The 24,626-nt window shown below is 60.9% G+C and carries 24 protein-coding genes; 17 read left to right on the top strand and 7 right to left on the bottom strand.

The annotated features are described in order from the left end of the window. Positions 1 to 210 precede the first annotated feature (210 nt). A complete protein-coding gene (locus tag AC3ZU9_RS10580; RefSeq protein WP_046034996.1) occupies positions 211 to 723 on the bottom strand; it encodes a glycine cleavage system transcriptional repressor in 513 nt (170 codons plus the stop codon). Between the two features lie 266 nt (positions 724 to 989). Between AC3ZU9_RS10580 and AC3ZU9_RS10575 the strand changes: the two genes are divergently transcribed. Continuing rightward, positions 990 to 3,167, top strand: coding sequence for a malate synthase G (locus AC3ZU9_RS10575; RefSeq protein WP_490090678.1), 2,178 nt, complete (start codon positions 990 to 992; stop codon positions 3,165 to 3,167). A gap of 160 nt (positions 3,168 to 3,327) precedes the next feature. Here the strand turns inward: AC3ZU9_RS10575 and AC3ZU9_RS10570 are convergent, their stop codons facing one another. Next, entirely contained in the window at positions 3,328 to 3,774 is a 447-nt protein-coding gene (locus AC3ZU9_RS10570; protein ID WP_043205997.1) for a response regulator, read from the bottom strand. Between the two features lie 246 nt (positions 3,775 to 4,020). Between AC3ZU9_RS10570 and AC3ZU9_RS10565 the strand changes: the two genes are divergently transcribed. From AC3ZU9_RS10565 to AC3ZU9_RS10500, 14 genes are all read left to right on the top strand, one after another. Then, positions 4,021 to 5,955 (top strand): putative nucleotidyltransferase substrate binding domain-containing protein, encoded by a 1,935-nt coding sequence (locus AC3ZU9_RS10565; RefSeq protein WP_015886218.1) that lies wholly within the window; start codon positions 4,021 to 4,023, stop codon positions 5,953 to 5,955. Then, on the top strand, positions 5,952 to 6,659 hold the full coding sequence (locus AC3ZU9_RS10560; protein WP_015886219.1) for a 3'-5' exonuclease: 708 nt from the start codon (positions 5,952 to 5,954) through the stop codon (positions 6,657 to 6,659). Before AC3ZU9_RS10565 ends, AC3ZU9_RS10560 begins: the two co-directional genes overlap by 4 nt. A gap of 256 nt (positions 6,660 to 6,915) precedes the next feature. Further along, positions 6,916 to 7,434 (top strand): RNA polymerase sigma factor, encoded by a 519-nt coding sequence (locus AC3ZU9_RS10555; protein WP_015886220.1) that lies wholly within the window; start codon positions 6,916 to 6,918, stop codon positions 7,432 to 7,434. Continuing rightward, complete coding sequence (locus AC3ZU9_RS10550) at positions 7,431 to 8,399, top strand: FecR domain-containing protein (protein ID WP_043205999.1); 969 nt, start codon at positions 7,431 to 7,433, stop codon at positions 8,397 to 8,399. Before AC3ZU9_RS10555 ends, AC3ZU9_RS10550 begins: the two co-directional genes overlap by 4 nt. A gap of 158 nt (positions 8,400 to 8,557) precedes the next feature. Beyond that, the gene (locus tag AC3ZU9_RS10545; RefSeq protein ID WP_490090677.1) at positions 8,558 to 10,996 is read left to right on the top strand and encodes a TonB-dependent siderophore receptor; all 2,439 of its coding nucleotides are present in this window, start codon (positions 8,558 to 8,560) and stop codon (positions 10,994 to 10,996) included. A 62-nt stretch (positions 10,997 to 11,058) separates the two neighbouring features. Then, positions 11,059 to 12,162: a PepSY-associated TM helix domain-containing protein gene (locus tag AC3ZU9_RS10540; protein WP_490090676.1), complete on the top strand. Its 1,104-nt coding sequence runs from the start codon at positions 11,059 to 11,061 to the stop codon at positions 12,160 to 12,162. After that, the gene (locus tag AC3ZU9_RS10535) at positions 12,159 to 12,335 is read left to right on the top strand and encodes a hypothetical protein (protein ID WP_015886224.1); all 177 of its coding nucleotides are present in this window, start codon (positions 12,159 to 12,161) and stop codon (positions 12,333 to 12,335) included. The genes AC3ZU9_RS10540 and AC3ZU9_RS10535 overlap by 4 nt, the downstream gene beginning before the upstream one ends. Before the next feature lie 133 nt (positions 12,336 to 12,468). After that, on the top strand, positions 12,469 to 13,458 hold the full coding sequence (locus AC3ZU9_RS10530; RefSeq protein WP_122811807.1) for a Rossmann-fold NAD(P)-binding domain-containing protein: 990 nt from the start codon (positions 12,469 to 12,471) through the stop codon (positions 13,456 to 13,458). Between the two features lie 49 nt (positions 13,459 to 13,507). After that, the gene (locus AC3ZU9_RS10525) at positions 13,508 to 14,269 is read left to right on the top strand and encodes a transporter substrate-binding domain-containing protein (RefSeq protein WP_046034990.1); all 762 of its coding nucleotides are present in this window, start codon (positions 13,508 to 13,510) and stop codon (positions 14,267 to 14,269) included. Between the two features lie 109 nt (positions 14,270 to 14,378). Then, on the top strand, positions 14,379 to 15,098 hold the full coding sequence (locus AC3ZU9_RS10520; protein WP_490090675.1) for an ABC transporter permease: 720 nt from the start codon (positions 14,379 to 14,381) through the stop codon (positions 15,096 to 15,098). After that, entirely contained in the window at positions 15,095 to 15,805 is a 711-nt protein-coding gene (locus AC3ZU9_RS10515; protein WP_490090674.1) for an ABC transporter permease, read from the top strand. The genes AC3ZU9_RS10520 and AC3ZU9_RS10515 overlap by 4 nt, the downstream gene beginning before the upstream one ends. A 41-nt stretch (positions 15,806 to 15,846) precedes the next feature. Further along, positions 15,847 to 16,635, top strand: a complete 789-nt coding sequence (locus AC3ZU9_RS10510; RefSeq protein WP_490090673.1) for an amino acid ABC transporter ATP-binding protein — start codon at positions 15,847 to 15,849, stop codon at positions 16,633 to 16,635. Between the two features lie 92 nt (positions 16,636 to 16,727). Continuing rightward, complete coding sequence (locus AC3ZU9_RS10505; protein WP_490090672.1) at positions 16,728 to 17,345, top strand: helix-turn-helix transcriptional regulator; 618 nt, start codon at positions 16,728 to 16,730, stop codon at positions 17,343 to 17,345. 114 nt (positions 17,346 to 17,459) lie between these two features. After that, positions 17,460 to 18,089 carry a glutathione S-transferase gene (locus AC3ZU9_RS10500; protein WP_490090671.1) on the top strand — a complete coding sequence of 210 codons (630 nt, stop codon included), beginning with the start codon at positions 17,460 to 17,462 and terminating at the stop codon, positions 18,087 to 18,089. A gap of 254 nt (positions 18,090 to 18,343) precedes the next feature. Here the strand turns inward: AC3ZU9_RS10500 and creD are convergent, their stop codons facing one another. The 4 genes from creD to rloA2 are packed head-to-tail and all read right to left on the bottom strand — an operon-like array spanning position 18,344 to position 22,386. After that, positions 18,344 to 19,717, bottom strand: coding sequence for a cell envelope integrity protein CreD (gene creD, locus AC3ZU9_RS10495; protein ID WP_320399917.1), 1,374 nt, complete (start codon positions 19,715 to 19,717; stop codon positions 18,344 to 18,346). Positions 19,718 to 19,768: 51 nt separating this feature from the next. Continuing rightward, positions 19,769 to 21,208, bottom strand: coding sequence for a two-component system sensor histidine kinase CreC (creC, locus tag AC3ZU9_RS10490; RefSeq protein WP_046034985.1), 1,440 nt, complete (start codon positions 21,206 to 21,208; stop codon positions 19,769 to 19,771). Beyond that, the gene (gene creB, locus AC3ZU9_RS10485; protein WP_015886234.1) at positions 21,208 to 21,876 is read right to left on the bottom strand and encodes a two-component system response regulator CreB; all 669 of its coding nucleotides are present in this window, start codon (positions 21,874 to 21,876) and stop codon (positions 21,208 to 21,210) included. Before creB ends, creC begins: the two co-directional genes overlap by 1 nt. 9 nt (positions 21,877 to 21,885) lie before the next feature. After that, the gene (rloA2, locus tag AC3ZU9_RS10480; RefSeq protein ID WP_015886235.1) at positions 21,886 to 22,386 is read right to left on the bottom strand and encodes a retropepsin-like aspartic peptidase RloA2; all 501 of its coding nucleotides are present in this window, start codon (positions 22,384 to 22,386) and stop codon (positions 21,886 to 21,888) included. 173 nt (positions 22,387 to 22,559) lie between these two features. Here rloA2 and yihG point away from each other — a divergent pair, with 173 nt between their 5' ends. Beyond that, positions 22,560 to 23,447, top strand: coding sequence for a 1-acylglycerol-3-phosphate O-acyltransferase, YihG family (gene yihG / locus AC3ZU9_RS10475; protein ID WP_490090670.1), 888 nt, complete (start codon positions 22,560 to 22,562; stop codon positions 23,445 to 23,447). Here the strand turns inward: yihG and AC3ZU9_RS10470 are convergent. Then, positions 23,444 to 24,016: a DUF2780 domain-containing protein gene (locus AC3ZU9_RS10470; protein ID WP_015886237.1), complete on the bottom strand. Its 573-nt coding sequence runs from the start codon at positions 24,014 to 24,016 to the stop codon at positions 23,444 to 23,446. The genes yihG and AC3ZU9_RS10470 overlap by 4 nt on opposite strands. A 136-nt stretch (positions 24,017 to 24,152) precedes the next feature. Here AC3ZU9_RS10470 and AC3ZU9_RS10465 point away from each other — a divergent pair, with 136 nt between their 5' ends. Beyond that, positions 24,153 to 24,611 carry an anti-sigma factor domain-containing protein gene (locus tag AC3ZU9_RS10465; protein ID WP_043206004.1) on the top strand — a complete coding sequence of 153 codons (459 nt, stop codon included), beginning with the start codon at positions 24,153 to 24,155 and terminating at the stop codon, positions 24,609 to 24,611. Positions 24,612 to 24,626 lie beyond the last annotated feature (15 nt).

Below are 24,626 nucleotides of genomic sequence, written 5' to 3'. Positions count from 1 at the left end.
AATCCTCTGCAAGCCACAGCGGTCATGGCTTGCAGACATCCACCCCAAGGTTATCCACAGCCTGATCCCCGCCATTTGTGCACAAGCCCTTGAAACTGCTCGTTTTTTGCTCAGCTGACGAAGAGGCCCGGCCGGCGTGGCCTGGCGCCGGGTCTCTACAGGTTATCCACAGGCCCATGCAAGATTTCCATGCATAACCCTGTGGGTAGATTATTCCTCGTGGTGCAGCTCCACCATCAAGTCATCGGCCAAGGTTTCAAGGGACAGTTGTAAGGTATCCAGGGATAACGCTGTCGGCACCTGCAGCAGCGCCTCGGCGGTAAACAGCGGATCACCGCTCATGGGCGCCGGGCGTACATCCGTGCTCAGGCTCTCAAGGTTCACGCCCTGCTTGCTCAGCAGCGCCGTGATCTCGCGAACGATGCCCGAACGGTCATTGCCGACCAGCGTCATCATGATCGATTTAGAGGCCGAGGCTTGCCCGCTACTGCCCTCGCCCACTAACACACGAATGCCATGTGTGGCTAAATCCTCCAGCGCGCCCACCAATGCCTGACGCTGCTCGGCAGGCACGCTGACCCGCAGGATCCCGGCAAACTGCCCGGCCATATGGGCCATGCGGCTTTCCAGCCAATTGCCACCGTGGGCGGCAATGTTCTGCGCAATACGTTCAACCAGGCCGGGTTTGTCGGCGGCGATAATTGTGAGTACAAGATGGTCCATGGCAAAGCCCTCTGGAATTCAACCTACAAGGTGGACCCGAAGGCCCTTGATAACAAATCGTGTACCATTTTTATATTTATCTGGAACAATCCAATAGTTTTTTGAGAACATCCGGTTCTCCGCTGTGACCGTACGACCAAAGTGGGTCGCTAATCGACGTATTTAGTCTAATTTTCACAACCGCAAGTCATCATGTAGTATGCCCAACCGTGCACTACATAATGAAATCTGAAAAAGCGCATAAGCTCCGCAGAGTGAGGCAAGCAATGACTGAACACGTTCAAGTCGGTGGCCTGCAGGTCGCCAAAGTCCTGTTCGACTTCGTGAACAACGAAGCCATTCCCGGTACCGGCATCACTGCCGACCAGTTCTGGGCCGGTGCCGACAAGGTCATCCACGACCTGGCACCGAAGAACAAAGCCCTACTCGCCAAGCGCGACGATTTCCAGGCGCGGATCGATACCTGGCACCAGACTCACGCCGGTAAAGCGCACGACCCGGTGGCCTACAAGGCCTTCCTGCAAGACATCGGATACCTGCTGCCAGAAGCCGCAGACTTCCAGGCCACGACCCAAAACGTCGATGACGAAATCGCCCGCATGGCCGGCCCTCAGCTGGTGGTGCCGGTGATGAACGCCCGCTTCGCCCTCAACGCCTCGAATGCGCGCTGGGGTTCACTGTATGACGCGCTGTATGGCACCGACGCCATCAGCGAAGCCGGCGGCGCCGAAAAGGGCAAGGGCTACAACAAGGTGCGGGGCGACAAGGTGATCGCCTTCGCCCGCGCCTTCCTCGATGAAGCCGCACCACTGAGCGCCGGCAGCCACGCTGAGTCGACCGGCTACAAGATCGTCGATGGCACGCTGATTGTCAGCCTCAAAGGCGGCAGTAACAGCGGCCTGCGCGACGATGCGCAATTGATCGGTTTCCAAGGCCCTGCGGCCGAGCCGATTGCAATCCTGTTGAAACACAACGGCCTGCACTTCGAAATCCAGATCGACGCCAGCACCCCGGTCGGCCAGACCGACGCAGCCGGCGTCAAAGACGTGCTGATGGAAGCCGCGCTGACCACCATCATGGACTGCGAAGACTCCGTCGCCGCCGTGGATGCCGATGACAAAGTGGTGATCTACCGCAATTGGCTCGGCCTGATGAAGGGCGACTTGGCCGAAGAAGTGGCCAAGGGTGGCAAGACCTTCACCCGCACCATGAACGCCGACCGCGTTTATACCGGCGTGGATGGCCAGGACGTGACGCTGCATGGCCGTTCGCTGCTGTTCGTGCGCAACGTGGGTCATCTGATGACCATTGACGCGATCCTCGACAAAGACGGCAACGAAGTCCCCGAAGGCATCCTTGACGGCCTGCTCACCAGCCTGGCCGCGATCCACAGCCTTAACGGCAACAGCAGCCGCAAGAACAGCCGCACCGGTTCTGTGTACATCGTTAAACCGAAGATGCACGGCCCGGAAGAAGCTGCGTTCACCAACGAGCTGTTCGGCCGTATCGAAGACGTGCTGAACCTGCCGCGCAACACCCTCAAAGTCGGGATCATGGACGAGGAGCGCCGCACCACGGTCAACCTCAAGGCCTGCATCAAGGCCGCCAGCGAGCGCGTGGTGTTTATCAACACCGGTTTCCTTGACCGTACGGGCGACGAGATCCACACCTCCATGGAAGCCGGCGCGATGGTGCGCAAGGCCGCCATGAAGGCGGAAAAATGGATCGGTGCATATGAGAACTGGAACGTTGATATCGGCTTGAGCACCGGCCTGCAAGGTCGTGCGCAAATCGGTAAAGGCATGTGGGCCATGCCCGACCTGATGGCGGCGATGCTCGAGCAGAAAATCGCCCACCCATTGGCCGGTGCCAACACCGCCTGGGTACCGTCGCCAACCGCCGCCGCACTGCACGCGTTGCATTACCACAAGGTTGATGTATTCGCCCGCCAGGCCGAACTGGCCAAGCGCGAGCGCGCCTCGGTGGACGACATCCTGACCATTCCTCTGGCCAGCAACACCGATTGGTCCGACGAAGAGATCCGCAACGAGCTGGACAACAACGCCCAGGGCATCCTCGGCTATGTCGTACGCTGGATCGACCAGGGCGTCGGCTGTTCGAAAGTACCGGACATCAACGACGTCGGCCTGATGGAAGACCGCGCCACCCTGCGCATTTCCAGCCAGCACATCGCCAACTGGCTGCGCCATGGCATCGTCAACGAAGCCCAGGTCATGGAAAGCCTCAAGCGCATGGCGCCGGTGGTGGACCGTCAGAATGCCGGGGATGCGCTGTATCGCCCGCTGGCACCGGATTTTGACAGCAACATCGCGTTCCAGGCAGCGGTGGAGTTGGTGATTGAAGGCACCCAGCAGCCCAACGGCTACACCGAGCCGGTGCTGCACCGTCGGCGTCGGGAGTTCAAGGCTAAAAACGGCCTGTAAATGAAAAAGCCCTGATCGAGAGATCGGGGCTTTTTCTTTGGGGTTGTGGTGGCTGAACTGGCGCTATCGGGGGCAAGCCCCCTCCCACAACTAATAGGCGGCGCAGCAAACATGTGGGAGGGGGCTTGCCCCCGATGAGGCCGCTATATACACCGCAGAATCAGGACGCCATCCCCAACTCTCGCTTGACCATCTTCGCCAACTTCGCGCTATCAATCGGCTTGAGCAGAAAGTCCACCACGCTCAAATGCATCGCATCGATCACATCCGGCGCTTCCGCGTCCCCCGACATGATGATGATCGGCAACGCCGCACGCGGGGATTCACGCACCTGGCGGATCAGTTCCAAGCCATTGCTGGGCGCCATGCGCAGGTCGGTGATCAGCAAACCGATAGAGCTGCTGGACTTCAACAAATCCCACGCCGCCTCACCATTCTCAGCGGTCATGCAGCGAATACCGTCCAGCCCCAGGATCTCCGCCAGCAGTTCACGCGCATCCTTGTCGTCGTCAACAATCAATACGCGTTGTGGCGGTAAATCAGGCTCCAGCATCACGGCGCTCAGCGCCTCGCGCTCGGCATCGCTCAAAATATCGTGATCGGACATACGGTTCTCAGCAATTCTCATCAATCTCCCAGCACACTCGTCAGACATCTGCGGGAGGGCGATCAATGTGCACTTCGTCGGAAAGTTTGCCTAGTGGGTGTTCTACGGGGTTTGGACGATAGTCATGTAAGGTTTTTCCCTAGTTCTGCGGCATTTTCAGCGACCTAGACTTACGTCCAATGGGCACCCGCCGCGCAGGGGTCGACCATGAAGGACGATAACGACAAAAAAATTGCGGTCACTGTTATGAGTAAAGCTGATGCTTTCGCCCAAGCGGGGAAAACTGCTGTGTTGCAGAACATTCACGGCACCCTGCAGTTCCTGCAACGCTTCCCGCCCTTCAACCAGATGGAAAACGCCCACCTGGCATTTTTGGTGGAACAGTGCCAGTTACGCTTCTATGGCCCCGGTGAGAGCATCCTCAAACCGTCGGGCGGGCCGGTTGAACACTTTTACATCGTCAAGCAGGGCCGGGTCGTCGGTGAGCGGCCCGTGGCCAATCAAGAAACCGCTGAAACCACCTTCGAAATCACCACCGGCGAATGCTTCCCGCTGGCCGCACTCCTGGGTGAGCGGGCGACCCGCACCGAGCACAAGGCCGCCGAAGACACCTTCTGCCTGCAGCTGAACAAACCGGCGTTTATCAAGCTGTTCGCGCTGTCCAGCCCGTTTCGCGACTTCGCCCTGCGTGGCGTCAGCAGCCTGTTGGACCAGGTCAATCAGCAGGTTCAGCAAAAAGCCGTGGAAACCCTCGGCACTCAATACTCCTTGAACACCCGCCTCGGCGAATTGGCCATGCGCCATCCGGTCACGTGCAGCCCAAGCACACCCCTGCGCGACGCGGTGACGCTGATGCATGAGCAGCAGGTGGGCAGCATCGTGATCGTCGATGAGCACAAAGCCCCCTTGGGAATTTTCACCTTGCGTGACCTGCGCCAGGTGGTGGCCGATGGCGCCAGCGACTTCAGCCAGGCCATCGACGGCCATATGACCCAGGCGCCCTTCTTCTTGACCCCGGACCACAGCGCCTTCGACGCCGCGATTGCCATGACCGAACGGCATATCGCCCATGTGTGCCTGGTCAAGGACCAGCGCCTGTGCGGCGTGGTGTCCGAGCGCGACCTGTTTTCCCTGCAACGCGTGGACCTGGTGCACCTGGCCCGTACTATCCGCAACGCGCCGCGTGTGGATAATTTGGTGGCGATTCGCGGTGAGATCGGCCAGTTGGTGGAGCGCATGCTGGCCCATGGCGCATCGTCCACCCAGATCACCCACATCATTACGCTGCTCAACGATCACACCGTGTGCCGGGTGATTGAGCTGACGCTCGCCGAAAAAGGCGACCCCGGCGTTCCATTCAGTTGGTTGTGTTTTGGCAGCGAAGGCCGTCGTGAACAGACGCTGTACACCGACCAGGACAACGGCATCCTGTTTGACGCCAGGGACGCCGCCGAAGCGGCCGAGATTCGTGGGCGTTTGCTGCCGCTCGCGCAGCAGATCAACCAGAGCCTGGCGCTGTGCGGGTTCAGCCTGTGCAAGGGCAACATCATGGCCGGCAACCCCGAGCTGTGTTTGTCGCGGGCCGAATGGGCGCGGCGTTTCGCGGCGTTTATCCGAGAGGCGACGCCGGAGAATCTGTTGGGCTCCAGCATCTATTTCGACCTACGCGTGGTGTGGGGCGATGAACGTGGCTGCGAGCAACTGCGCCAAGGCATCCTGGATCAGGTCGCGGATAACCGATTGTTCCAACGCATGCTGGCCGAGAACGCGTTGCGCCAGCGGCCGCCCGTCGGACGTTTCCGCGAATTTGTGCTGACCCGTAAAGGCGGCGAGAAAGCCACCCTCGACCTCAAGGTGCAGGGCCTCACGCCCTTTGTCGACGGCGCGCGCTTGCTGGCCCTGGCTAACGGTATCCATGCCAACAACACCCTGGAACGCCTGCGCCAGCTGGTGGTCAAGGCAGTGATCGAGCCCCTGGACGGCGCGGCCTATGAAGAGGCTTACCACTTTATTCAGCAAACCCGCATGCAACAGCATCAGTTGCAGACTCGTGAGAACCAGCCCTACTCCAACCGTGTCGACCCGGAGAGCCTCAACCACCTGGATCGGCGTATCCTGCGCGAATCCCTGCGCCAGGCTCAGCGCCTGCAAAGCAGCCTGACATTGCGGTATCAGCTGTGAGTTTGTTCGGCTGGCTGCGTAAGAAAAAACCAGGGCTCGACGCGGCGCAACAACGACGACTGGAGCAATTGCCCAAGCCCGCAGCATTGGGCGACGGCTCATTGCGCAGCCAACGCTGGGTCGTGCTGGACCTGGAAACCAGCGGCCTGAACCTCAACCGTGACCAAGTGCTGTCCATCGGCGCGGTGGTGATCGAGGACGGCGCGGTGGACTTCTCCCAGCTGTTCGAACGCACACTGCAACGCGCCGAGACAAAACTCAGCCCCAGCGTATTAATCCACGGCCTCGGCCCCAGTGCGATCGCCGCCGGCAGCGACCCGGTTGAAGCCCTGCTGGACTTCATGGCGTTCGTCGGCGACAGCCCGTTGCTGGCCTTCCATGCGCCGTTCGATCAACACATGCTGTGCCGGGCGCTCAAGGACAGCCTGGGTTACCGCCTGGCCCATCCGTTTCTGGATGTGGCCGACATCGCCCCGCTGCTATGCCCGCAAGCCCATATCCGTGAAGCCGGGCTGGACGACTGGATCAACCACTTCAACCTGCACGTGGGCGAACGCCATCACGCCAGCGCCGATGCCCTGGCCACGGCCGAGCTGATGCTCATCCTGTTCAGCCGCGCGCGTGCGCAACACATCGACACGCCTCAGGCGTTGCAAGAGCGTTTGAGCCAATGGAAACGGCGCCAACACGCACCCTCTTTCTAACACCGCTGATCCTCGTAGTGAGCGGGCTTGCCCCGCGCTGGGTGGCGCAGCCACCCCAATAAAAACACCGCGTTCTGCCCGGCAAACCGTGAAATCAAGTTTTGGAGCCGCTACGCAGCCCAGCGCGGGGCAAGCCCACTCACCCCAAAAGCGTCCCCCTTCAAACCGACAGACGCCAATTGCGCCCACCCCACGGCTCTGACACAATCGCGAATAATTCTCGTTAGTTTAAACATCGCGTTTGCCAGGTGCTGCCTTGTCGTCAATCCAGAACCCACACAGTGAGCTTGTTGGCGCGTTGTATCGCGACCATCGTGGCTGGCTGTTAGCGTGGCTGCGACGCAATGTGGCCTGTCCTAGCCGCGCCGAGGACCTGAGCCAGGACACCTTCATGCGCCTGCTTGGCCGTGACGAGTTGCGCGAACCCCGCGAGCCCCGTGCGTTTCTGATCGCGATCGCCAAGGGCCTGCTGTTCGATTATTTCCGTCGCGCCGCCCTGGAACAGGCCTACCTCACCGAACTGATGCTGATCCCCGAAAGCGAACACCCTTCGCCGGAAGCCCAGCAACTGATCCTCGAAGACCTCAAGGCCATCGACCGCCTGCTCGGCAAATTGTCGAGCAAGGCCCGCGCAGCCTTTCTCTACAACCGCCTCGACGGCATGGGCCACGCAGACATCGCCCAACGCCTCGGCGTGTCAGTACCGCGCGTGCGCCAATACCTGGCTCAGGGCATTCGCCAGTGCTACATCGCGCTGTATGGCGAGCCGCAGTGACCGTGATCAGTTCCAAGCCGGTCTCGGCCCGTGTGCTGGATGCGGCGATTGCCTGGCAACTGTCCCTCGATTCGGGCGACGGCAGCGTGGTGGAGCGCGAAGAATTCGACAAATGGCTGGCCAGCGATGAAGAGCACGCCCGCGCCTGGCGGCAGTTGGGCATGCTCGACCAGCGTTTCAGTGCGGCCTCGGGCCCGGCGCGGGCGGCGTTGTTGCAATCGCGTGAGGGCATTCGCCAACGTGTGCGCAAGTTGGGCAGTGGTCTGGCGAGTATCGCCGTGGTAATTGGCCTGGCGTTGTTTGCCGGTGAGCGTTATGTGCCGATCCACTATTGGCTGGCTGACCAACGTACCGCCACCGGCGAGCAGCGCACGCTGAAACTGGCGGACGGTACGCTGATCAACCTCAATACCCACAGCGCTATCGACGTGCGTTTTGATGAAAAACGCCGACTGATCGTGTTGCAGGAAGGCGAAATCCTGGTCGAGACCGGCCACCACGACGCACGCCCGTTCTATGTGCAAACTCGCGACGGCAGCCTGCGGGCACTGGGCACGCGGTTTATCGTCAAGCGCGAAGACGACGCCACGCGCTTGAGCGTGCTGCAGTCGGCGGTGGCCGCTCAGCCCGAAGCCCTGCACCGGGAACAGATTTTCAAGGAAGGCCAGCAAGTGCTGATGCGCAGCGACGGTCTCGGCCCTACGCTTGCCGTCACCCCGGCCACCGACGCATGGACACGCGGCATGCTGGTGGTGGACAACGCTCGCCTGGGCGATGTGGTCGAGGAGCTGAGCCGCTACCGCACCGGTTACCTGGGCGTGGATAAAAACGTGGCCGACCTGCGCATCACCGGCAGCTTCCCGCTGCACGACACCACCTTGGCGCTCAACGCGCTGCTGCCGACGCTGCCGGTGCAGATCGAGCAGCACACACCGTGGTGGGTGACGGTTACCCGTAAACCTTAGGTTTGGCGGTGCCTTGGCTATCGCTTGCTCGCGAAGAGGCCCTGCCCTGCCCCCCTCAAATACCCCAGACAAAAAATATTTCCATCCCCCCCTATCACTTTTCACTTCTCGTTCGGCACCTAGGCAATTGAGAAATATTTCCATTCAGGAGCCGCCGTATGTCCCGCACGCTAGACACCTTGTTGCGCCCCAGCCTGTTAGCCGTGGCCATTGCCCTCAGCGCCCCGCTGGCCAGCACCGTGCTGGTCGCCGCCGAACAGGCGTCCAGCGTGCGCGCCTACAACCTGCCGGCGGCGCCACTGGCCAGCACCCTGAACCAGATCGCCAGCCAGGGCGGCCTCGCGCTGACCCTCAGCCCGGCGCTGGCGTCGGGCAAGACCTCGGCGCCGGTCCAGGGCCAGTTCGATGCGCCGGGAGCACTGCGTGAGGCGTTGCGTGGGACGGGTTTGCAGTTGGAGCAAAGCAGTGCGGGGACTTATACGTTGGTACCGGTTCCGGAGGGGGTTGTAGCCCTGCCCGAGACAAACATCACCGGCCAGGGCAGCTATGAAAGCGCATGGGGCCCGGTAGACGGTTATGTTGCAACGCGCACCGCCGCCGGCACCAAAACTGATACGCCGATTGCCGAACTACCCCGTTCGGTCACCGTGATCACTCGCAAACAAATGGAAGACCGCTCCGTACTCAACCTTAATGACGCTTTGCGCTACACCGCTGGTGTGCAGAGTTCCGGCTACGGCTCCGACTCCCGTAGTGACTGGCTGTTGGTACGTGGTTTTGTGCCGACTCAATTCCTCGACGGCCTGCCATTGCCCAAAGGTAACTACGCCACGCCGAAAATCGACACCTGGAACTTGGAACGCATCGCTGTCCTACGCGGCCCGGCCTCGTCGGTTTACGGGCAAACCCCGCCAGGCGGTTTGCTGGACATGGTCAGCCGTCGCCCTCAGGCCGAAAGCTCGAATGAGATCGAAGTGCAGGCCGGCAGCAACAACCACAAACAGATCAACTTCGACAGTACCGGCAAGATCGACGACGAGGGTCAGTTCCTCTATCGCGTCAGTGGCGTGGTGCGCGACAGCAACACCGCCGTGGATCACATCCCGGACAAGCGCTACAACATCGCTCCGAGCCTGACGTGGAACATCAACGACGACACTAAGTTCACGCTACTCACTCAGTTCACCCGCGACGACACAGGTATCACCGGGCAGTTCCTGCCGCTGCAAGGCACCAAACTGAGCTCCCCAGCGGGCAAGATTTCCCACCACAAGAACTTGGGTGATCCTGACTGGGAGTTTTATGACCGCACCTACTATGCGCTTGGCTACGCCTTTGAAACCCGCTTGAACGACACGTGGCAGTTCCACCAGAACCTGCGTTATACCAAGAACGACCTGTCGTTCCAGGGTATTACCGCGGGCGGTGCTTTCTTTCCGAATGGCCCTGAAGTCGCAGTGGACGCCAACGGTAACGTGAGTCGCTCTGCCGGCAAGGTTGACGAAAACATCGGCCAGTTCGCCGTCGATAACAACTTCCAGGCCGACTTCCAGACCGGCGCTGTCAGCCACACGCTGTTGCTGGGCCTCGACCATCAACGTTCCACCAGCGATGCGCGTTGGCTGTGGGGTTCTGCGGGGGTCCCCACCATCAACTTCAATCGTCCGGTGTACGGCCAGGACTTCTCCAACGTCCAATACTTCACCATGTACGATTACACCCAAAAGACCCAACAAACTGGCCTGTACGTCCAGGACCAGATGGCCCTCGACAACTGGCGCTTGACCCTCGGTGGCCGTGAAGACTGGGTACATACCGGCACCACTTTCCATAACCTCAATGACGCCACCAACACCCAGCGTGACAAACATTTCAGCGGCAACGCGGCACTGAGTTATGTCTTCGACAACGGTATCACTCCGTATCTGTCCTACGCCGAATCGTTCCAAGCCGGCTCAGGCACTCAAGTGGGCAGCACCGGCGCATTCAAACCCACCGAAGGCAAACAATACGAAGCCGGTATCAAGTACCAGCCTCCAGGCACCAAGGCGCTATTCACCGCCGCTGTGTTCGACCTGACCCAGCAAAACACCTCAGTCACCGAGGGGAGTATCACTCGCCAAGTGGGTGAAGTGCGGGTACGTGGCCTGGAACTGGAAGCCAGCGCTGACGTCACCGAAAGCCTAAAGCTGGTCGGTTCCTACACCTACAACGACAGCGAAATCATTCAAGGTACTGCGGCTGAAAAAGGCAATCGCCTGAACCAGTTGCCGCGTAACCAGGCGACAGGCTGGGCTGACTACACGTGGCGCAGCGGGACGCTGGATGGTTTTGGTGTCGGTGCAGGCGTGCGCTACGTCGGCGACACCTACGGCAACGCCGCCAATACCGACTTGGGCCACGTAGGCTCATACACCGTGTACGACGCCTCGGTGCACTACGACCTTGGCCGCTTGAACAGCACCATGAAGGGTGTGACCGTGGCCGTCGACGCCAAGAACATCTTCAACAAGGACTACCTGTCCACCTGTGATGGTTTCTATTGCTACTACGGCGACCAGCGTAACGTGGTCGCCAGCGTGAACTACAAATTCTAAGACGGTAAAAACCGCCAACGAAGGGCCGCCTGAACCGCGGCCCTTTTGCCTTTGGAGCCGTGATGAAAAGCAAAACCATCCGCCGCTGGTCCTTCATCCACACCTGGACCAGCCTGATTTGCACGGTATTCCTGCTGCTGCTCGCCCTCACCGGCCTGCCGCTGGTGTTTCACCACGAGATCGACCATCTGCTGGGCAACGAGCCGGAACTGGCGCAGATGCCTGCCGACACGCCGCAGCTCAACCTGGAACAGCTGGTGGCCCAGGCGCAGGCTCATCGTCCTGGCGAAGTCATGCAGTACCTGGCCTGGGACGAAGATGACAAGAACGGCGTGATCGCGATCATGGCGGCCACCGCAGGCACTGAGCCCAACTCGTCGCACACCTTCATGCTGGATGCCCGCACCGGCGACGCGCTGGAAACCCCGGCGGCCAACGGCGGCTTCACCTTGTTCCTGCTGCGCCTGCATGTGGATATGTTCGCCGGTCTGCCGGGCAAGTGGTTGCTGGCGTTCATGGGGGTGCTGTTTGTCGTGGCGATCATCTCGGGCACGGTGCTTTACCTGCCGTTCATGCGTCGCTTGAAGTTCGCCACCGTGCGCCAGGGCAAATCCACCCGTCTGCGCTGGCTCGACCTGCATAACCTGATCGGCGTGGTCACCCTGACGTGGGCGCTGGTGGTGGGTGTGACCGGCGTGATCAGCGCCTGCGCCGACCTGATCATCGCCGCCTGGCGCCAGGACAGTCTCAGCGCAATGATCGAGCCCTATAAAAACGCCCCGCCACTGACCCAGCGCGCACCGGCCACCGAGCTGCTGAACATCGCCGCCAAAGCCGCGCCCGGCATGGAGCCGGACTTCATCGCCTTCCCCGGCACGCGCTTTTCCAGTGAGCACCATTACGCCGTGTTCATGAAGGGCAGCACCCACCTGACCTCGCACCTGCTCACACCGGTGCTGATCGACGCCAGCACTCTGGCCGTCACCGCCATTGCCGAACGGCCCTGGTACATGGACGCCATGGGCATGTCCCAGCCGCTGCATTTCGGTGACTACGGCGGCATGCCGATGAAGGTCCTCTGGGCGGTGCTGGATGTGCTGACCATTGTCGTGCTGGGCAGCGGCGTCTACCTGTGGGTTGTCCGGCGCAAGGCGGGTAAGCCATGAAGCCGCGCCAGTCGAACTTCTGGAAGGTGTTTGCCTTCCCGCTGGGGATAGGCCTGCTTACGGCGGCAGGGTTGTTCGCGGCGTTATTGGGGGATGGGCTGTGGGATTCGCTGAGTTGGCTGGGGCTGGGGGTTCCGGCAGTCATTGCGCTCTGGGGGGTGCTGCACCGTTGAGTCGGGGGCAATCAATAGATCGCTTCCCAGCAATAATTAGACATTAATAACAACTTATACAAAGCATCTAAATACGCTTAATCTCTGCCCCAGGTCACACATCCTGTGCCGACAGTTTGCGGGGCAATACGTAATGACGCTTCCCATCTATGACCTTGCCGACCTGCGCACTGTGCTGAAGCGCGACGACATGCTGCGCGTGGTGCGCGATGCCTGTATGCAACATGCCCAAAACAACGTCATCAGTGCCAAGTCCGGCGAGCTGCTGTTCCAGGAACCTCCTGGGGACTGTCATATCAGGCTCGGCTATTTGCGGGGCGGGGAAACCTTCGTCGTCAAACTGGCCATGGGGTTCTATGAGAACCCGTCCAAGGGGTTGGACACCAATAACGGGTTGATGCTGGTCTTCAGCTCACACACCGGCAAGATCATCGCCATCCTCAACGATGAAGGCTGGTTGACCAGTTGGCGGACAGCCGCCGCCGGGGCATTGGCGGCGAAGGCCGGCGCTCCGCCACAGGTCACCGCGCTGGGTATTCTCGGCACCGGGCATCAGGCCGAACACCAGGCCCACTGGGCCGCACACCTCCTCGGGACCGACCGGGTGTTTATCTGGGGGCGGGACCCGGCCAAAGCCGCCCGGCTGGCAGAGAAACTGGGGCATCACGGTTTGTCGGTTCACGCGCTGGCCACGGTTGAGGAGGTGTTCGAGTACTGCAATGTCGTCATCACCTGCACGCCGTCAACCCAGGCAATTGTTCCGGTGTCCGTCGTAAAACCTGGCACCCACATCGTCGCCCTGGGCGCGGACAGCCAGGGCAAACAGGAACTTGACCCGCACATTCTGGCGATGGCCCAGGTCATCATGACCGACGACCATCGCCAATGCGCCGAGCGCGGTGAACTGGGGCATGCCCTTCGCGCCGGGCTGGTCACCAACACTGCCGACATCTCCCTGGGGCACGTGTTGGCAGGCAGCCTCCCAGGGCGCATCAACGCTGACGACGTGACCGTCGCTGACCTGACCGGCCTTGCAGCCCAGGACATTGCCATCGCCACCCTGGCTGTCGGGTTGGTCCGGGCCGTGGCGCCTGGCGATGCGGACAACGTCACCCCCTCCTAGGTACCGAATCAACACCTGAATAAACAATAACAATAAGGTAGGTATTCAAATGAAAAAGCCGCTTAGTACGATTTCCACAGCATCCCTCTGGCTGCTCTGCACCGTCACGGGTGCGGCACACGCTGAAACACTGCGCATTGCCAGCGAAGGGGCTTATCCACCGTTCAATTACGTGGACTCCACCAACACACTGCACGGCTTCGATATCGACATTGCCAACGCCCTGTGTGAGCGAATGAAGGTCACCTGCACCTTTGTCACCCAGGACTGGGAGGGCATGATTCCCGCGCTGCTGGCGAAAAAATACGATGCCATCGTGGCCTCGATGAATGTCACCGAAGAGCGCAAAAAGAAAATCTCCTTCACTAACCGCTATTACCGCACACCGTTGTCGGTCGCCGTGGCCAACGACTCAGGCATCCGCGATGCCCAGACCGACTTTAAAGGCCTGACGGTGGGCGCCCAGTCTTATTCGACACAAGCCATCTACGCCGAAGAACGCTATGGCGCGGCCGGCGCCACGGTGAAGCTCTACCCCTCCCAGGACGAAGCCGCCAGCGACCTGGCGGCCGGGCGCCTGGACGGCGTCATCGCCGACAAATACCCACTGCTGGCATGGGTAGAAAGTGCCGGTAAAGACTGCTGCAAGATCCTCGGGGACATTGACGGCACCAACACCGATGCGGCCATTGCGGTACGCCAGGAAGACGTCGCGTTGCGCGAGCGGCTGAACCGGGCGCTGGACGAAATCGTCGCCGATGGCACTTACAAAAAGATCGCCAGCCGCTACTTCGCCTTCGATATCTATTGACCTTCGGGGCCCGGGCACTGGCCCGGGACGCTCCTCCGGTACTGCAGCGCCGTGCTGATCTTGAGCACCGCGCGCCCGTGCAGGTCAAATTTCGCGAGAGGGTTCTGGCATGCTCGAACAACTGTCATTGTTATCTTTTGCCAGCGATGGCTGGGGCTCGGCGCTGCTCGCAGGTGCCTTGGTCACGATCGCCCTGGCCCTCGCCTGCGTGCCGCTCGGTTTGCCGCTGGGCCTGGCAGTGGCGCTGGCGGCGCGGTCCAGGCGGCGCTGGCTACGGACTGGAGCCACGGCATTTTCCACGGTATTCCGTGGACTGCCCGAACTACTGACCCTGTTGATCATTTATTACGGCTGCCAGATCGCCGCACAAAAGCTATTCGCCGCCATGGGTTACCAGGGCGAGATAGCCATCAACACCTTCGTCGCCGCCATGATTGCCTTCAGCCTGGTGTTTGCCGCGTTTTCCAGCGAGATCTGGTTAAGCGCCCTCAAGACACTGTCCAAGGGTCAGCTGGAGGCGGCTGCCATGCTGGGCTTGTCCAAGGGCACGACCTTTCGCAGGGTGGTCCTGCCACAACTGACACGTATCGCCTTGCCCGGCCTGTCGAACAACTGGTTGTCACTGCTCAAGGACACCTCGCTGGTTTCGACTATCTCCCTGGTCGACCTGATGCGCCAGACCAGCCTGGCAGTCAGCGTGACCAAAGAACCCATGCTGTTCTACACCGTGGCCTGCTTGGGCTATCTGTTTTTCTCGGCGCTGTCCGGCCGCGTGTTCCATGTGCTCGAACGCTCTTCCAGCCGCCACCAACAGAGTGCCAAGCCATGAACATCGAGAATCTGTGGAGCACGCTGCTCAACGTGGCGTTGCTTGAACGTTACGCCCCGCGCTTTATCGACGGCTTGCTGGTAACCGGCAAACTGGTGGCGATTTCTTTCAGCCTCGGGGCATTACTGGGTCTACTGATTGCCTCGGGCCGCTTGTCGACCTATCGCTGGGTGCGCGGCTTCACTGGCGTCTATGTGTACTTCTTTCGCGGTTCGCCGCTGCTGGTCCAGCTGTTCATGCTGTATTACGGCCTGGGGTCTTTCAAAGGCTTCTGGCAAGAGGTCGGTCTCTGGTGGTTCTTCCGGGATGCCTGGCTCTGCACCCTGCTGGCCTTCACGCTGAACACGGCGGCCTATCAAGCCGAGATCATGCGCGGTGCCCTGACCGCCATCGCACCGGGCCAGCGCGAAGCCTCGCAAACCCTGGGCCTGTCTCGCTGGACCACCTTGAGAAAAGTCATCCTGCCGCAATCGCTGCTGGTCGCCATCGGGCCGCTGGGTAACGAACTGGTCCTGATGATCAAGGCCAGTTCCATCGCCTCGCTGGTCACTATTTATGACCTGATGGGCGTTACCAAACTGGCCTTCTCACGCACCTTCGATTTCCAGATCTACCTCTGGGCGGCGGTGCTGTACCTGGTCATCGTCGAAGTCGTCAGACGCGCGCTCAAACGACTGGAACGGTCACTGAGCAAGCACATCGGGTAATCCGGTCTCTCCCCCCCACACTGCGGTCCAGAGGGCTAGTCATGAATTCCTACATCACCGCACCAGACGGTCGTTCCCTTTCTGCCCCGCCCACGCGAAAGTCCGTGGTGCAAATCAGTGGATTGAACAAATGGTATGGCAACTTCCAGGTCCTTCACGCCATCGACCTTAACGTCAGCCAAGGTGAGCGCATCGTTCTGTGCGGCCCTTCCGGCTCGGGAAAGTCGACCTTGATTCGCTGCATCAGCCGCCTTGAAATTGCCGAGAGCGGGGTCATCCGAGCGCTGGATACCGACCTCGGGAAACCTTCGCCGGCCAGGCATAAAGCGTTGCGCGAGATTGGCATGGTGTTCCAGAACTTCAACCTGTTCCCCCACATGACGGTCCTGCAAAACTGCACCCTGGCCCCGATATCGGTACGGGGCCTGTCACGCAGGCGCGCCGAAGAACACGCACGGCATTATCTGAGCAAGGTCGGCATCGAAAGCCAGGCGAACAAGTACCCCAGCCAACTTTCAGGCGGCCAGCAACAGCGGGTGGCGATCGCCAGGGCACTGTGCATGGAGCCGAAAATCATGCTGTTCGACGAACCCACCTCGGCACTCGACCCGGAAATGGTCAACGAAGTGCTGGACGTCATCGTCAAATTGGCCGACACCGGCATGACCATGCTGTGCGTCACCCACGAAATGGGCTTCGCTCGCCAGGTCGCCGAACGGGTGCTGTTCCTCGACGCGGGACGCATTGTGGAAGACCTGCCCCCAGAGCAGTTTTTTACCGAGCCCAAGAGCGACCGGGCTCAAGCCTTCCTGGCGCAGATCCACCGCTGAGCGCGCAGGTATCGCCAAGACCGGACAACCTGTCAAAGGCAGGGTCGACTCCGTACAATCAGTCCCTTCACATTCAAGTGCTTTATTTCCCCATGGCCAATATCGCGTTCATGAATGCAGCGGCAGACGGCATCGCTGCCTTGCTTTTTCCCGACCTGGAAGCGGTGGTTCACGATATCCGCAGCGGATTGATCGTGCACATCGCGAATGGTTTCTCCAAGCGCAAAGTCGGGGATGCCTCGCTGATTTGCAATCTGCCGGAGCTGGACCAGGGTCTGGATGTCATCGGTCCGTATGAAAAGGCCGGCCCCAATAACCGCACGCTGCGCTCAATCTCTATCGCGGCCCGCTCCGAAGAGGGCGACATCGTCGCCCTGCTGTGTCTGAACTTCGATATGACGGCGTTATCCCAGGTGCAAAAGCTACTCAGCGGCTTCGCCGTGGGCCTGCAACCTCAAGCGCGACCCGCGCCGTTGTTCAGCGCGGATTGGCGGGAAAAGCTCAACGACATCGTCGAGGCCATATCCGTCGAACACTGCGTGCGGCTAAGTGACTTTGGTCGCACCGAGATCATGTACGCCCTGGCCCAAGCAAGAGCCAATGGCCTGCTGGACATTCGCAACTTCGTCGATTATTTCGGCGAGTACTTCGATATTTCCCGGGCCACGGTTTACAACTACTTGAGAGCAATCCCGCCAGAAAAAAACTAACCACCGGCCTCATTGGGCACTGATTAAACTGGGTGCCCTGGCGTGCTCCGCCGATAAACCCGGCGCGGCTGAGGACGCCGTCGGTTACCCCACTGCTCTTTCCGAGGAATGCCCATGTCCACTCCCAGCATGACCTTGTTCCACAACCCCGCTTCGCCGTTTGTGCGCAAAGTCCGCGTGCTGTTGATCGAAACCGGCCAGCAGGACCGCGTCGCCCTTCACGGCTGCATGCCGACCCCGGTCAACCCGGATGCGCAGCTGGTACAAGACAACCCCGTGGGCAAGATCCCAGCGCTGCGCCTGGCCGACGGCACGGTGCTGCACGACAGCCGGGTGATCCTCGATTACTTCGACCACCAGCACGTCGGCAACCCGCTGGTCCCTCGTGACGGCTCGGCCCGCTGGCGCCGCCTGACCCTGGCCTCGATGGCCGATGGCATCATGGATGCCGCCGTGCTGGTGCGTTACGAAAGCGCCCTGCGACCGGTGGAGAAGCATTGGGCCCCCTGGCTCGACGAGCAGCGCAACAAGATCCGTCGCACCCTGGCCGAGTTAGAGGCTGATGCGATTGCCGAACTGACCAGCCACTTCGACATCGCCGCCATCAGCGTGGCCTGCGCCTTGGGTTACCTCGATTTCCGTCACCCTGATATGCAATGGCGGTCGGATACCCCGCAGCTTGCCGCGTGGTACGCCGAGGTCAGCCAGCGGCCGTCGATGTTGGAGACGCAACCGCCCGTGTGACCTCAAGACTCCCCCCGCGCCGGGCCGACAGTCTTTCTGTAGTGAGCGGGCTTGCCCCGCGCTGGGCTGCGCAGCAGCCCTAATCAAGCAACCCAGGGTGTATCAGGCACGCCTCAGCGGCTGGTTTTGGGGCTGCTGCGCAGCCCAGCGCGGGGCAAGCCCGCTCACTACACGGGGTCCGCGTAGATCAGGAAATAGCTGATTTATCCTGGCCACCAACTGCGCCTTCATCTGCTGATCCTCCCGCAATCCGATCATTGCACTGCCTCCAGGTCAAACTCCAATGGGGCGGTCACCTTGCGCTTGCCCACGCCATACCAGTCCAGTTTGCGCGTCAGCACCATCACCGTGCCCAGCAGGCCGAACAGCAGCAGCGAGCCCATCAGCAACGCGTAATCTTCGGCACTCAGCAGCCCGTACAGCAAGCCATACAACGCCGCCAGCCCGGCCGAAAAGCCCAGGCCATGGGTCACACTGCGCAGTACGTGGCACACGTAGAAGCCAATCAACACCACACAGGCGCTCGCCGAGATCAGGTAGGCCAGAGCGAAGCCTATGTGCTCGGACAACGACAACAGCAGCAGGTAGAAAAACGCCAGCGCAACACCCACCAAGGCGTACTGGATCGGGTGCACCGCCAGGCTTTTGAGCACTTCGAACAGGAAGAAACCGGCAAACGTCAATGCGATGAACAGCAGCGCATATTTGATCGCGCGATCGCTCTTGAGGTACTGATCCACCGGGTCGATGAAGTTCACGCCGAAGCTGCGGTTGTTGAAGTCCTCACAGCCTTGCTTGTCCAGGCAGGTTTGCAGGGCTTGTTCGAGGTTGGTGGAGAAGAATGAGGTCTGCCAGTTGGCGGTAAAGCCGTTGTCGGTCACCTCGCGTTGTGCCGGGAGAAAGTTGCCGATGAAGCTGGGGTGCGGCCAGTTCGAGGCGAGTGACACCTGGCTGGTCTTACCCACCGGCACCACTTGCAGTTGTTCGGTGCCTTGCAGGCGCAGGTCAAAGGCAAAGTCCACCACATAGGGCTTTTTGCTGTCCTGCTCCGGCAGCGCCACGTGCACGCCCTCACCCAGCCAATCCACCTGGGAGCCCGGTTCGAACTCCAGGCGCTGGCTGCCCAGTTCCAGCTTCAGCGCGTTTTCGATGCCACGAATATCGCTGATACCCACCGCCAGAAACGCCGGGTCAAAGCGGTAATCGGCATAGTCTTCAGTGATGCCCAACTGCGCAGGCAACTCGAAACGCCCGCTGATGCGGTTGTCGGCATGGAACAGCCGCGCCTGGTAGATGCCCCGTGCGCGCAGCTCGGTTTGCACTTTACCGTCAAGCTCAAAACGGTCCGGCAAGAAATACAGACGACCGCGCTCTTCACGGGTGACTTCGTAGCGTTTGTTGAGTTTTTCATTGAGCTTCCACTCGCGCACGGTCTTGCGATACGGCACCACCATCACCGGGCCGGTGAGGCGCTGGGCGTAGCTGGCGCTGCGGGCAATGTCCATCAGGACGCCATCGCGCAGTTGCTGGCGGTCACTGATGATGCCGTTGATCATCAGCAATGGAATCAGCAACAGCAGGATCAGCAGCGCAATCGCGCCAAGTTTGAAAAGCAGGCTGCGGTTCATGGGTCTCTCCCTGTTTTGATGGGGAGAGTCTGGGCAGCCTGTGTGGGGGATTTATGTGGGCAATGTGGAGACTGTGTGGAGATGCAGTACCACCTGCACGCCGCCTTCGACATTGCCGATCTGCAGCGCGCCGCCGTGCAGCTTCATCACTTCCTCGACAAAGTTGAGGCCCAGGCCGGTGCTTTTGCGCCCGCTGGCCGGGCGTGGCAGTGAGTAGAAGCGCTCGCTCAGGCGTGGCAGGGCGTAGTCGGGAATCGGCGCGGCCTGGTTGAACAGGCTCACCTGCACGTCGTTGTGTCGCGTCTGTGCGCCGAACCTCAACAGGCCGCCGGGCGGTGTGAAGTCCAGCGCGTTCTCCAGCAAGTTGCCCAGTGCCTGACGCAATAAGAAGGGTTCGCCATAGACCTTCACATCCGCCGCAATCGCTTGTTCGACTTGCAGCCCAGCACCTTCAATTCGCGCACATTGGGCGTTGAGCACCTCATCGACCATGGCCGCCAACGGGATGCTGGCCTGCGCTTCCAGGCCCTGGCGTTGCTCGACCTGCGCCAGGTTCAGCAAGCGTTCGATCAACTGCTGCAGGCGCGCGCTTTCGCTGTCGATATTGCCGACGAAGCGCTGCTGTTGTTCGCGGGTCATATCGCCCTGCAACAGCTCGGCCGCACCGCGTATCGCGGCCAATGGGCTCTTCAATTCGTGGGTCAGGGTGTGTACGTAGTGTTCGACGTAGGCTTTGCCCTCCAACTGCGTGCGCATGTGTTCCACGGCGGTGGAGAGCTGCTTGAGCTCACCGCCACGGTAATGCGGCAACTCCGCGCGCCGGCCCTCGCTGACCGCCTCGGCGTAAGCCGTCAACCGACGTAGCGCAACGCTCAGCCACCACGACAACAGTGCACCCAGCAGCAGGCCCAGAATCACCAGGCCGGCGCCATACCACAGCAGGCGACGCTCGGTGCGGTCGACATAGGGCTGCAACGAGCTATTGGGCTTGGCCACGGTGACCACGCCGATGATCTGGCCGTTGTCACGAATCGGCGCACCGACGTGCATCACCGACGAGGTAGGGTCATCCAGTTCGCTGCGGGTGGAACGGGCGCCGTATTCGCCGCGCAGGGTCAGGTACACGTCGTTCCACTTGGAATAGTCCTGCCCCACCGCTTCACCCGAGGAGTCGAGCAGCACGGTGCCCTTGGCGTCGGTCACGTAGATACGGTGGTTGACCTGGTTCTTCGGCAGCCCCCAGATGGTCGCGCCCGGCTGGCGATTGCCATAGGCCTTGAGCAGTTCCGGCCAGTGGCTTTGGCCGAGGGTGCCGTTCTTCACGTCATCGCGCAGGATCTCGGCCAGCAGGTTGGCAGTGTCCACCAAGGTTTCTTCGGTGGATTGGCGCACACCGGGGCGGATTTCCTTCATCACGGTGCTGAGCACAAAATAGCCGGTCAGGCCGATAAACAGGGCATACACCAGGAAAATCCGCAGCCCCAGGCGCATCAGCTGTTGCTCGGGCTGTAGCTGTAGCCGAGGCCGCGATGGGTCTGTATCGGCTCGGCATCGGCGGCCACGCTGCGCAACTTGCTGCGCAGGCTTTTGATGTGGCTGTCGATATTGCGTTCGTAGCCCGCATCGGCCGCCACACCGACCGCATCCAGAAGTTGCTCGCGGCTGAAGACGCGCTCGGGCTGTTCCAGCAGGCTTTGCAGCAAGCGGAATTCATGGCGTGTGAGGCTCAAAGGCTGGCTGCGATAACTGATCTGCATGCGCTCCAAATCAACCTGGAACACCGCAGGCGCAGCACTTGGGCCGATCCGCTTAAGGATCGCCCTGACCCGCGCCGTCACTTCCCGTGGGCTGAACGGCTTGACCACATAATCGTCGGCGCCGATCTCCAGTCCCACCACTCGGTCGATCTCGCCATCCCGGGCACTGAGGAACATCACCGGCACTTCGCTGAACCGGCGCAGTTGCTTGCAGGTTTCAAACCCGGTGATGTCCGGCAGGCCGATGTCGAGGATGACCAGGTCGGCCGGCGTCTGGCGCTGATAGGCCAGCGCCTCCTGGCCGAGGCTCAGCCAGGTGGTGGTGAAGCCCTCGCCTTGCAGGGCGAATATCAGTGTGTCGGCTATCGCCGCTTCGTCTTCGACAATCAGGATATGCGGCATGGTGGTCCGTCAGCAGTCCGGTTTGTCCGCAGTGTAACGACGCGCCGGGTTTACCGCAGCGCCGAATTCACGCAGGGCCTTGGCGCCGATCAGCAACGGATAGTTGAAGCTGCTGCGGTCGGTGAGGTTGACCTCGACGGTGCGCTTGACGTTGCCCAGGCACATTTCGAGGTCGACCACCGGACGTTTGGCCACGGTCGGCTCGTCCTTGTCGTCGTCTTCGTCGGCGCGGCTCTTGATCTTGCTGATGCGCGAGACTTTGTGTTCGTAGACTTTATTGGACGCATCCTTGCCGCCGAGGCGGAAGCGCACCCAATCGTCGCCATCACGGGTGAAGGTCTCGATGTCGCGGGCCGACAGCGAGGCGGTCAGCGCGCCGGTGTCCATCTTGGCCTTGAAGGTTTCGCCGATCTCCGGCAACTGGATGTATTCGTAGCGACCGTAAAGGGTCGGTTCGGCGGCCATGACAGGCAGGGCAGCCAGGGCGAGGGAGGCAAGGAGCAGTTTCACGAAGTGATTTCCTCGGAAAGAAGTAGGCGGATTCTAGACCGCAAAGGCAGCACTTAGTTAGCTCACCCCAGCATAACCGGCACATTGTGAAACATTCGTCCGGCGAATTGGGATTTGGCCTCTAGACTCAAGCTGCTTATCATGACCCGCCCACAGGATTCCAAGAGTTACTTATGCGCCGCCTGCTCACCGGCTGTTTTGTCTCACTGCTGCTCTTGCTCAACACCCTGGTCCTGATCGGCCCGCTGATGGTGTTTGCCCTGCTCAAGCTAGTGGCCCCCGGCCGCTATCGTGATTACATGTCGTGGGCGGTGATGTGGATCGCCGAGACCTGGGCAGAGATCGACAAGCTGATTTTCGCGCTGTGCATCCCCACCCAATGGGACATTCGCGGCGGCGGCGATTTGCGCGGTGACACCAGCTACCTGGTGATCAGCAACCACCAATCCTGGGTCGACATCCCGGCGCTGATCCAGGCCCTGAACCGGCGCACGCCGTTCTTCAAATTCTTCCTGAAAAAAGAGCTGATCTGGGTGCCTTTCCTGGGCCTGGCCTGGTGGGCGTTGGACTACCCGTTCATGAAGCGGTACACCAAGGGGTTCCTGGCCAAGCACCCGGAACTCGCTGGGCAGGACTTGAAGATCACCCAGGAGGCTTGCGAGCTGTTCAAGCGCCAGCCGGTGACGGTGGTCAATTACCTGGAAGGCACGCGGTTCAGCGAGGCCAAGCGCAAGCAGCAGGCGTCGCCGTTTACTCGCTTGCTCAAGCCCAAGGCGGGCGGCGTGGCGTTTGTGCTGGCGGCGCTGGGAGAACAGCTGGACGCCGTGCTGGACGTGACCGTGGTCTATCCGCAGCAAAAGATTCCGGGGTTCTGGGACTTGATCAGCGGCGCGGTGCCCAAGGTGATCATTGACATCCAGACCCGTGAGTTGGATCCGGCATTGTGGCAAGGGGATTACGAAAACGATCCGGCGTTTCGCCAGACCGTCCAGAACTGGGTCAACCAGCTCTGGACGGAGAAAGACGCGCGCATCGAGCAACTGCGCGCGGAGCGTCTTTAACTGCCGGTGCCCCAGGCCTGGGCCAGCTTGCCCAGCAACGAGCTGTTGGCACCCTGCCCGCCCAGGTATTGCAGGATCACCGGGGCAAACTGGCCGACCATCCCACTGTCCATGCCCAGCGCGCTGAACGCGGTGTTCAGGTCGTTGGTGTTCTTCACGTTACCCAGCAAACCGTCCAGGCCGCTGGTCTTGCTGCCGCCGGCCTGGCCGAGCATCCCGCTCAACGCCCCGAGGCTACCCAACGCATTGTTGCCCGACAGTTGGTCAAGGCCCGGCACACTATTGCCCAGTTGCGAATAGTCGTTGCCGCTCAGTTTGTTCTTGGCCAGGCCCAGCATGGCGCCTGTACCGCCTACGGCTTGTTCAGGAGTGATGTTCAGTTGCGAGGTCAGGGCGCTGAGCAGCCCAGCCGTCTCGGAAGACGGTGCCGCAGCAGCCGCCTTGTTGTTGCCACCCTGCATGCCGGAAATGGCATTGGCCGCGTCGCCAAGGCTGAACCCTGCCGCAAACACCGGGCCGGCCGCCAGGGTCATCAGGCAGGAAAGGGCGAAACCGCGTGAAATCTTCATCGAAACAACCTCTGGGTGTAGGGGCGAAAGCAGGCGTTTGACTGGGTATCCGGCACATTGTTCCGGGTCGGCCGAGGAACCCAATCGGCATACCAGAGTCCATGAAATGACTTCAAGACTTGCCAGGAACAGCCATATGAGCGCCAGCCGCCCCCAAGTAATTGAACAAAAAAAACCTTTCTGGAGCCGCCCGCGCGTGTTCATAGGCGTCTGCGTGGCCATCGTCGCCGGGCTCGGCGGCGCGCTCTACACCCAAGACAACGTCAAGTCTGCCGCCACCCTGGTGACCACTGCCCAGCAACCCGCGGCACAGATCATGGCGCACAAGGACTACCTCGAAGTAGAACCGATCGCCACGGCAGCAGCTGAGCCGGATCGCAGCCTGGAACTGTGGGCCATGCCCGAAGGCAGCGCACCGGTGTCGCTTGGGCTGCTGCCGGAAGATGGCAAAGGCATTATCGGACTCAACCCGCGTCAGCAGAAAAGCATCCGCAAGCCGGTGGAGTTGATGGTGAGTTCGGAGACCAAGGGGGGGTCGGTGAGCAAGCAGCCGACAGGGCCAACCGTCTACCAAGGCGCCCTCGCCTACCGCTGAGACCACAAAAACCTG

The organism is Pseudomonas sp. A39, from assembly GCF_058145955.1.
Note: the sequence above shows the minus strand (reverse complement) of the source record. Positions and strands in the feature narration are given on the sequence as shown.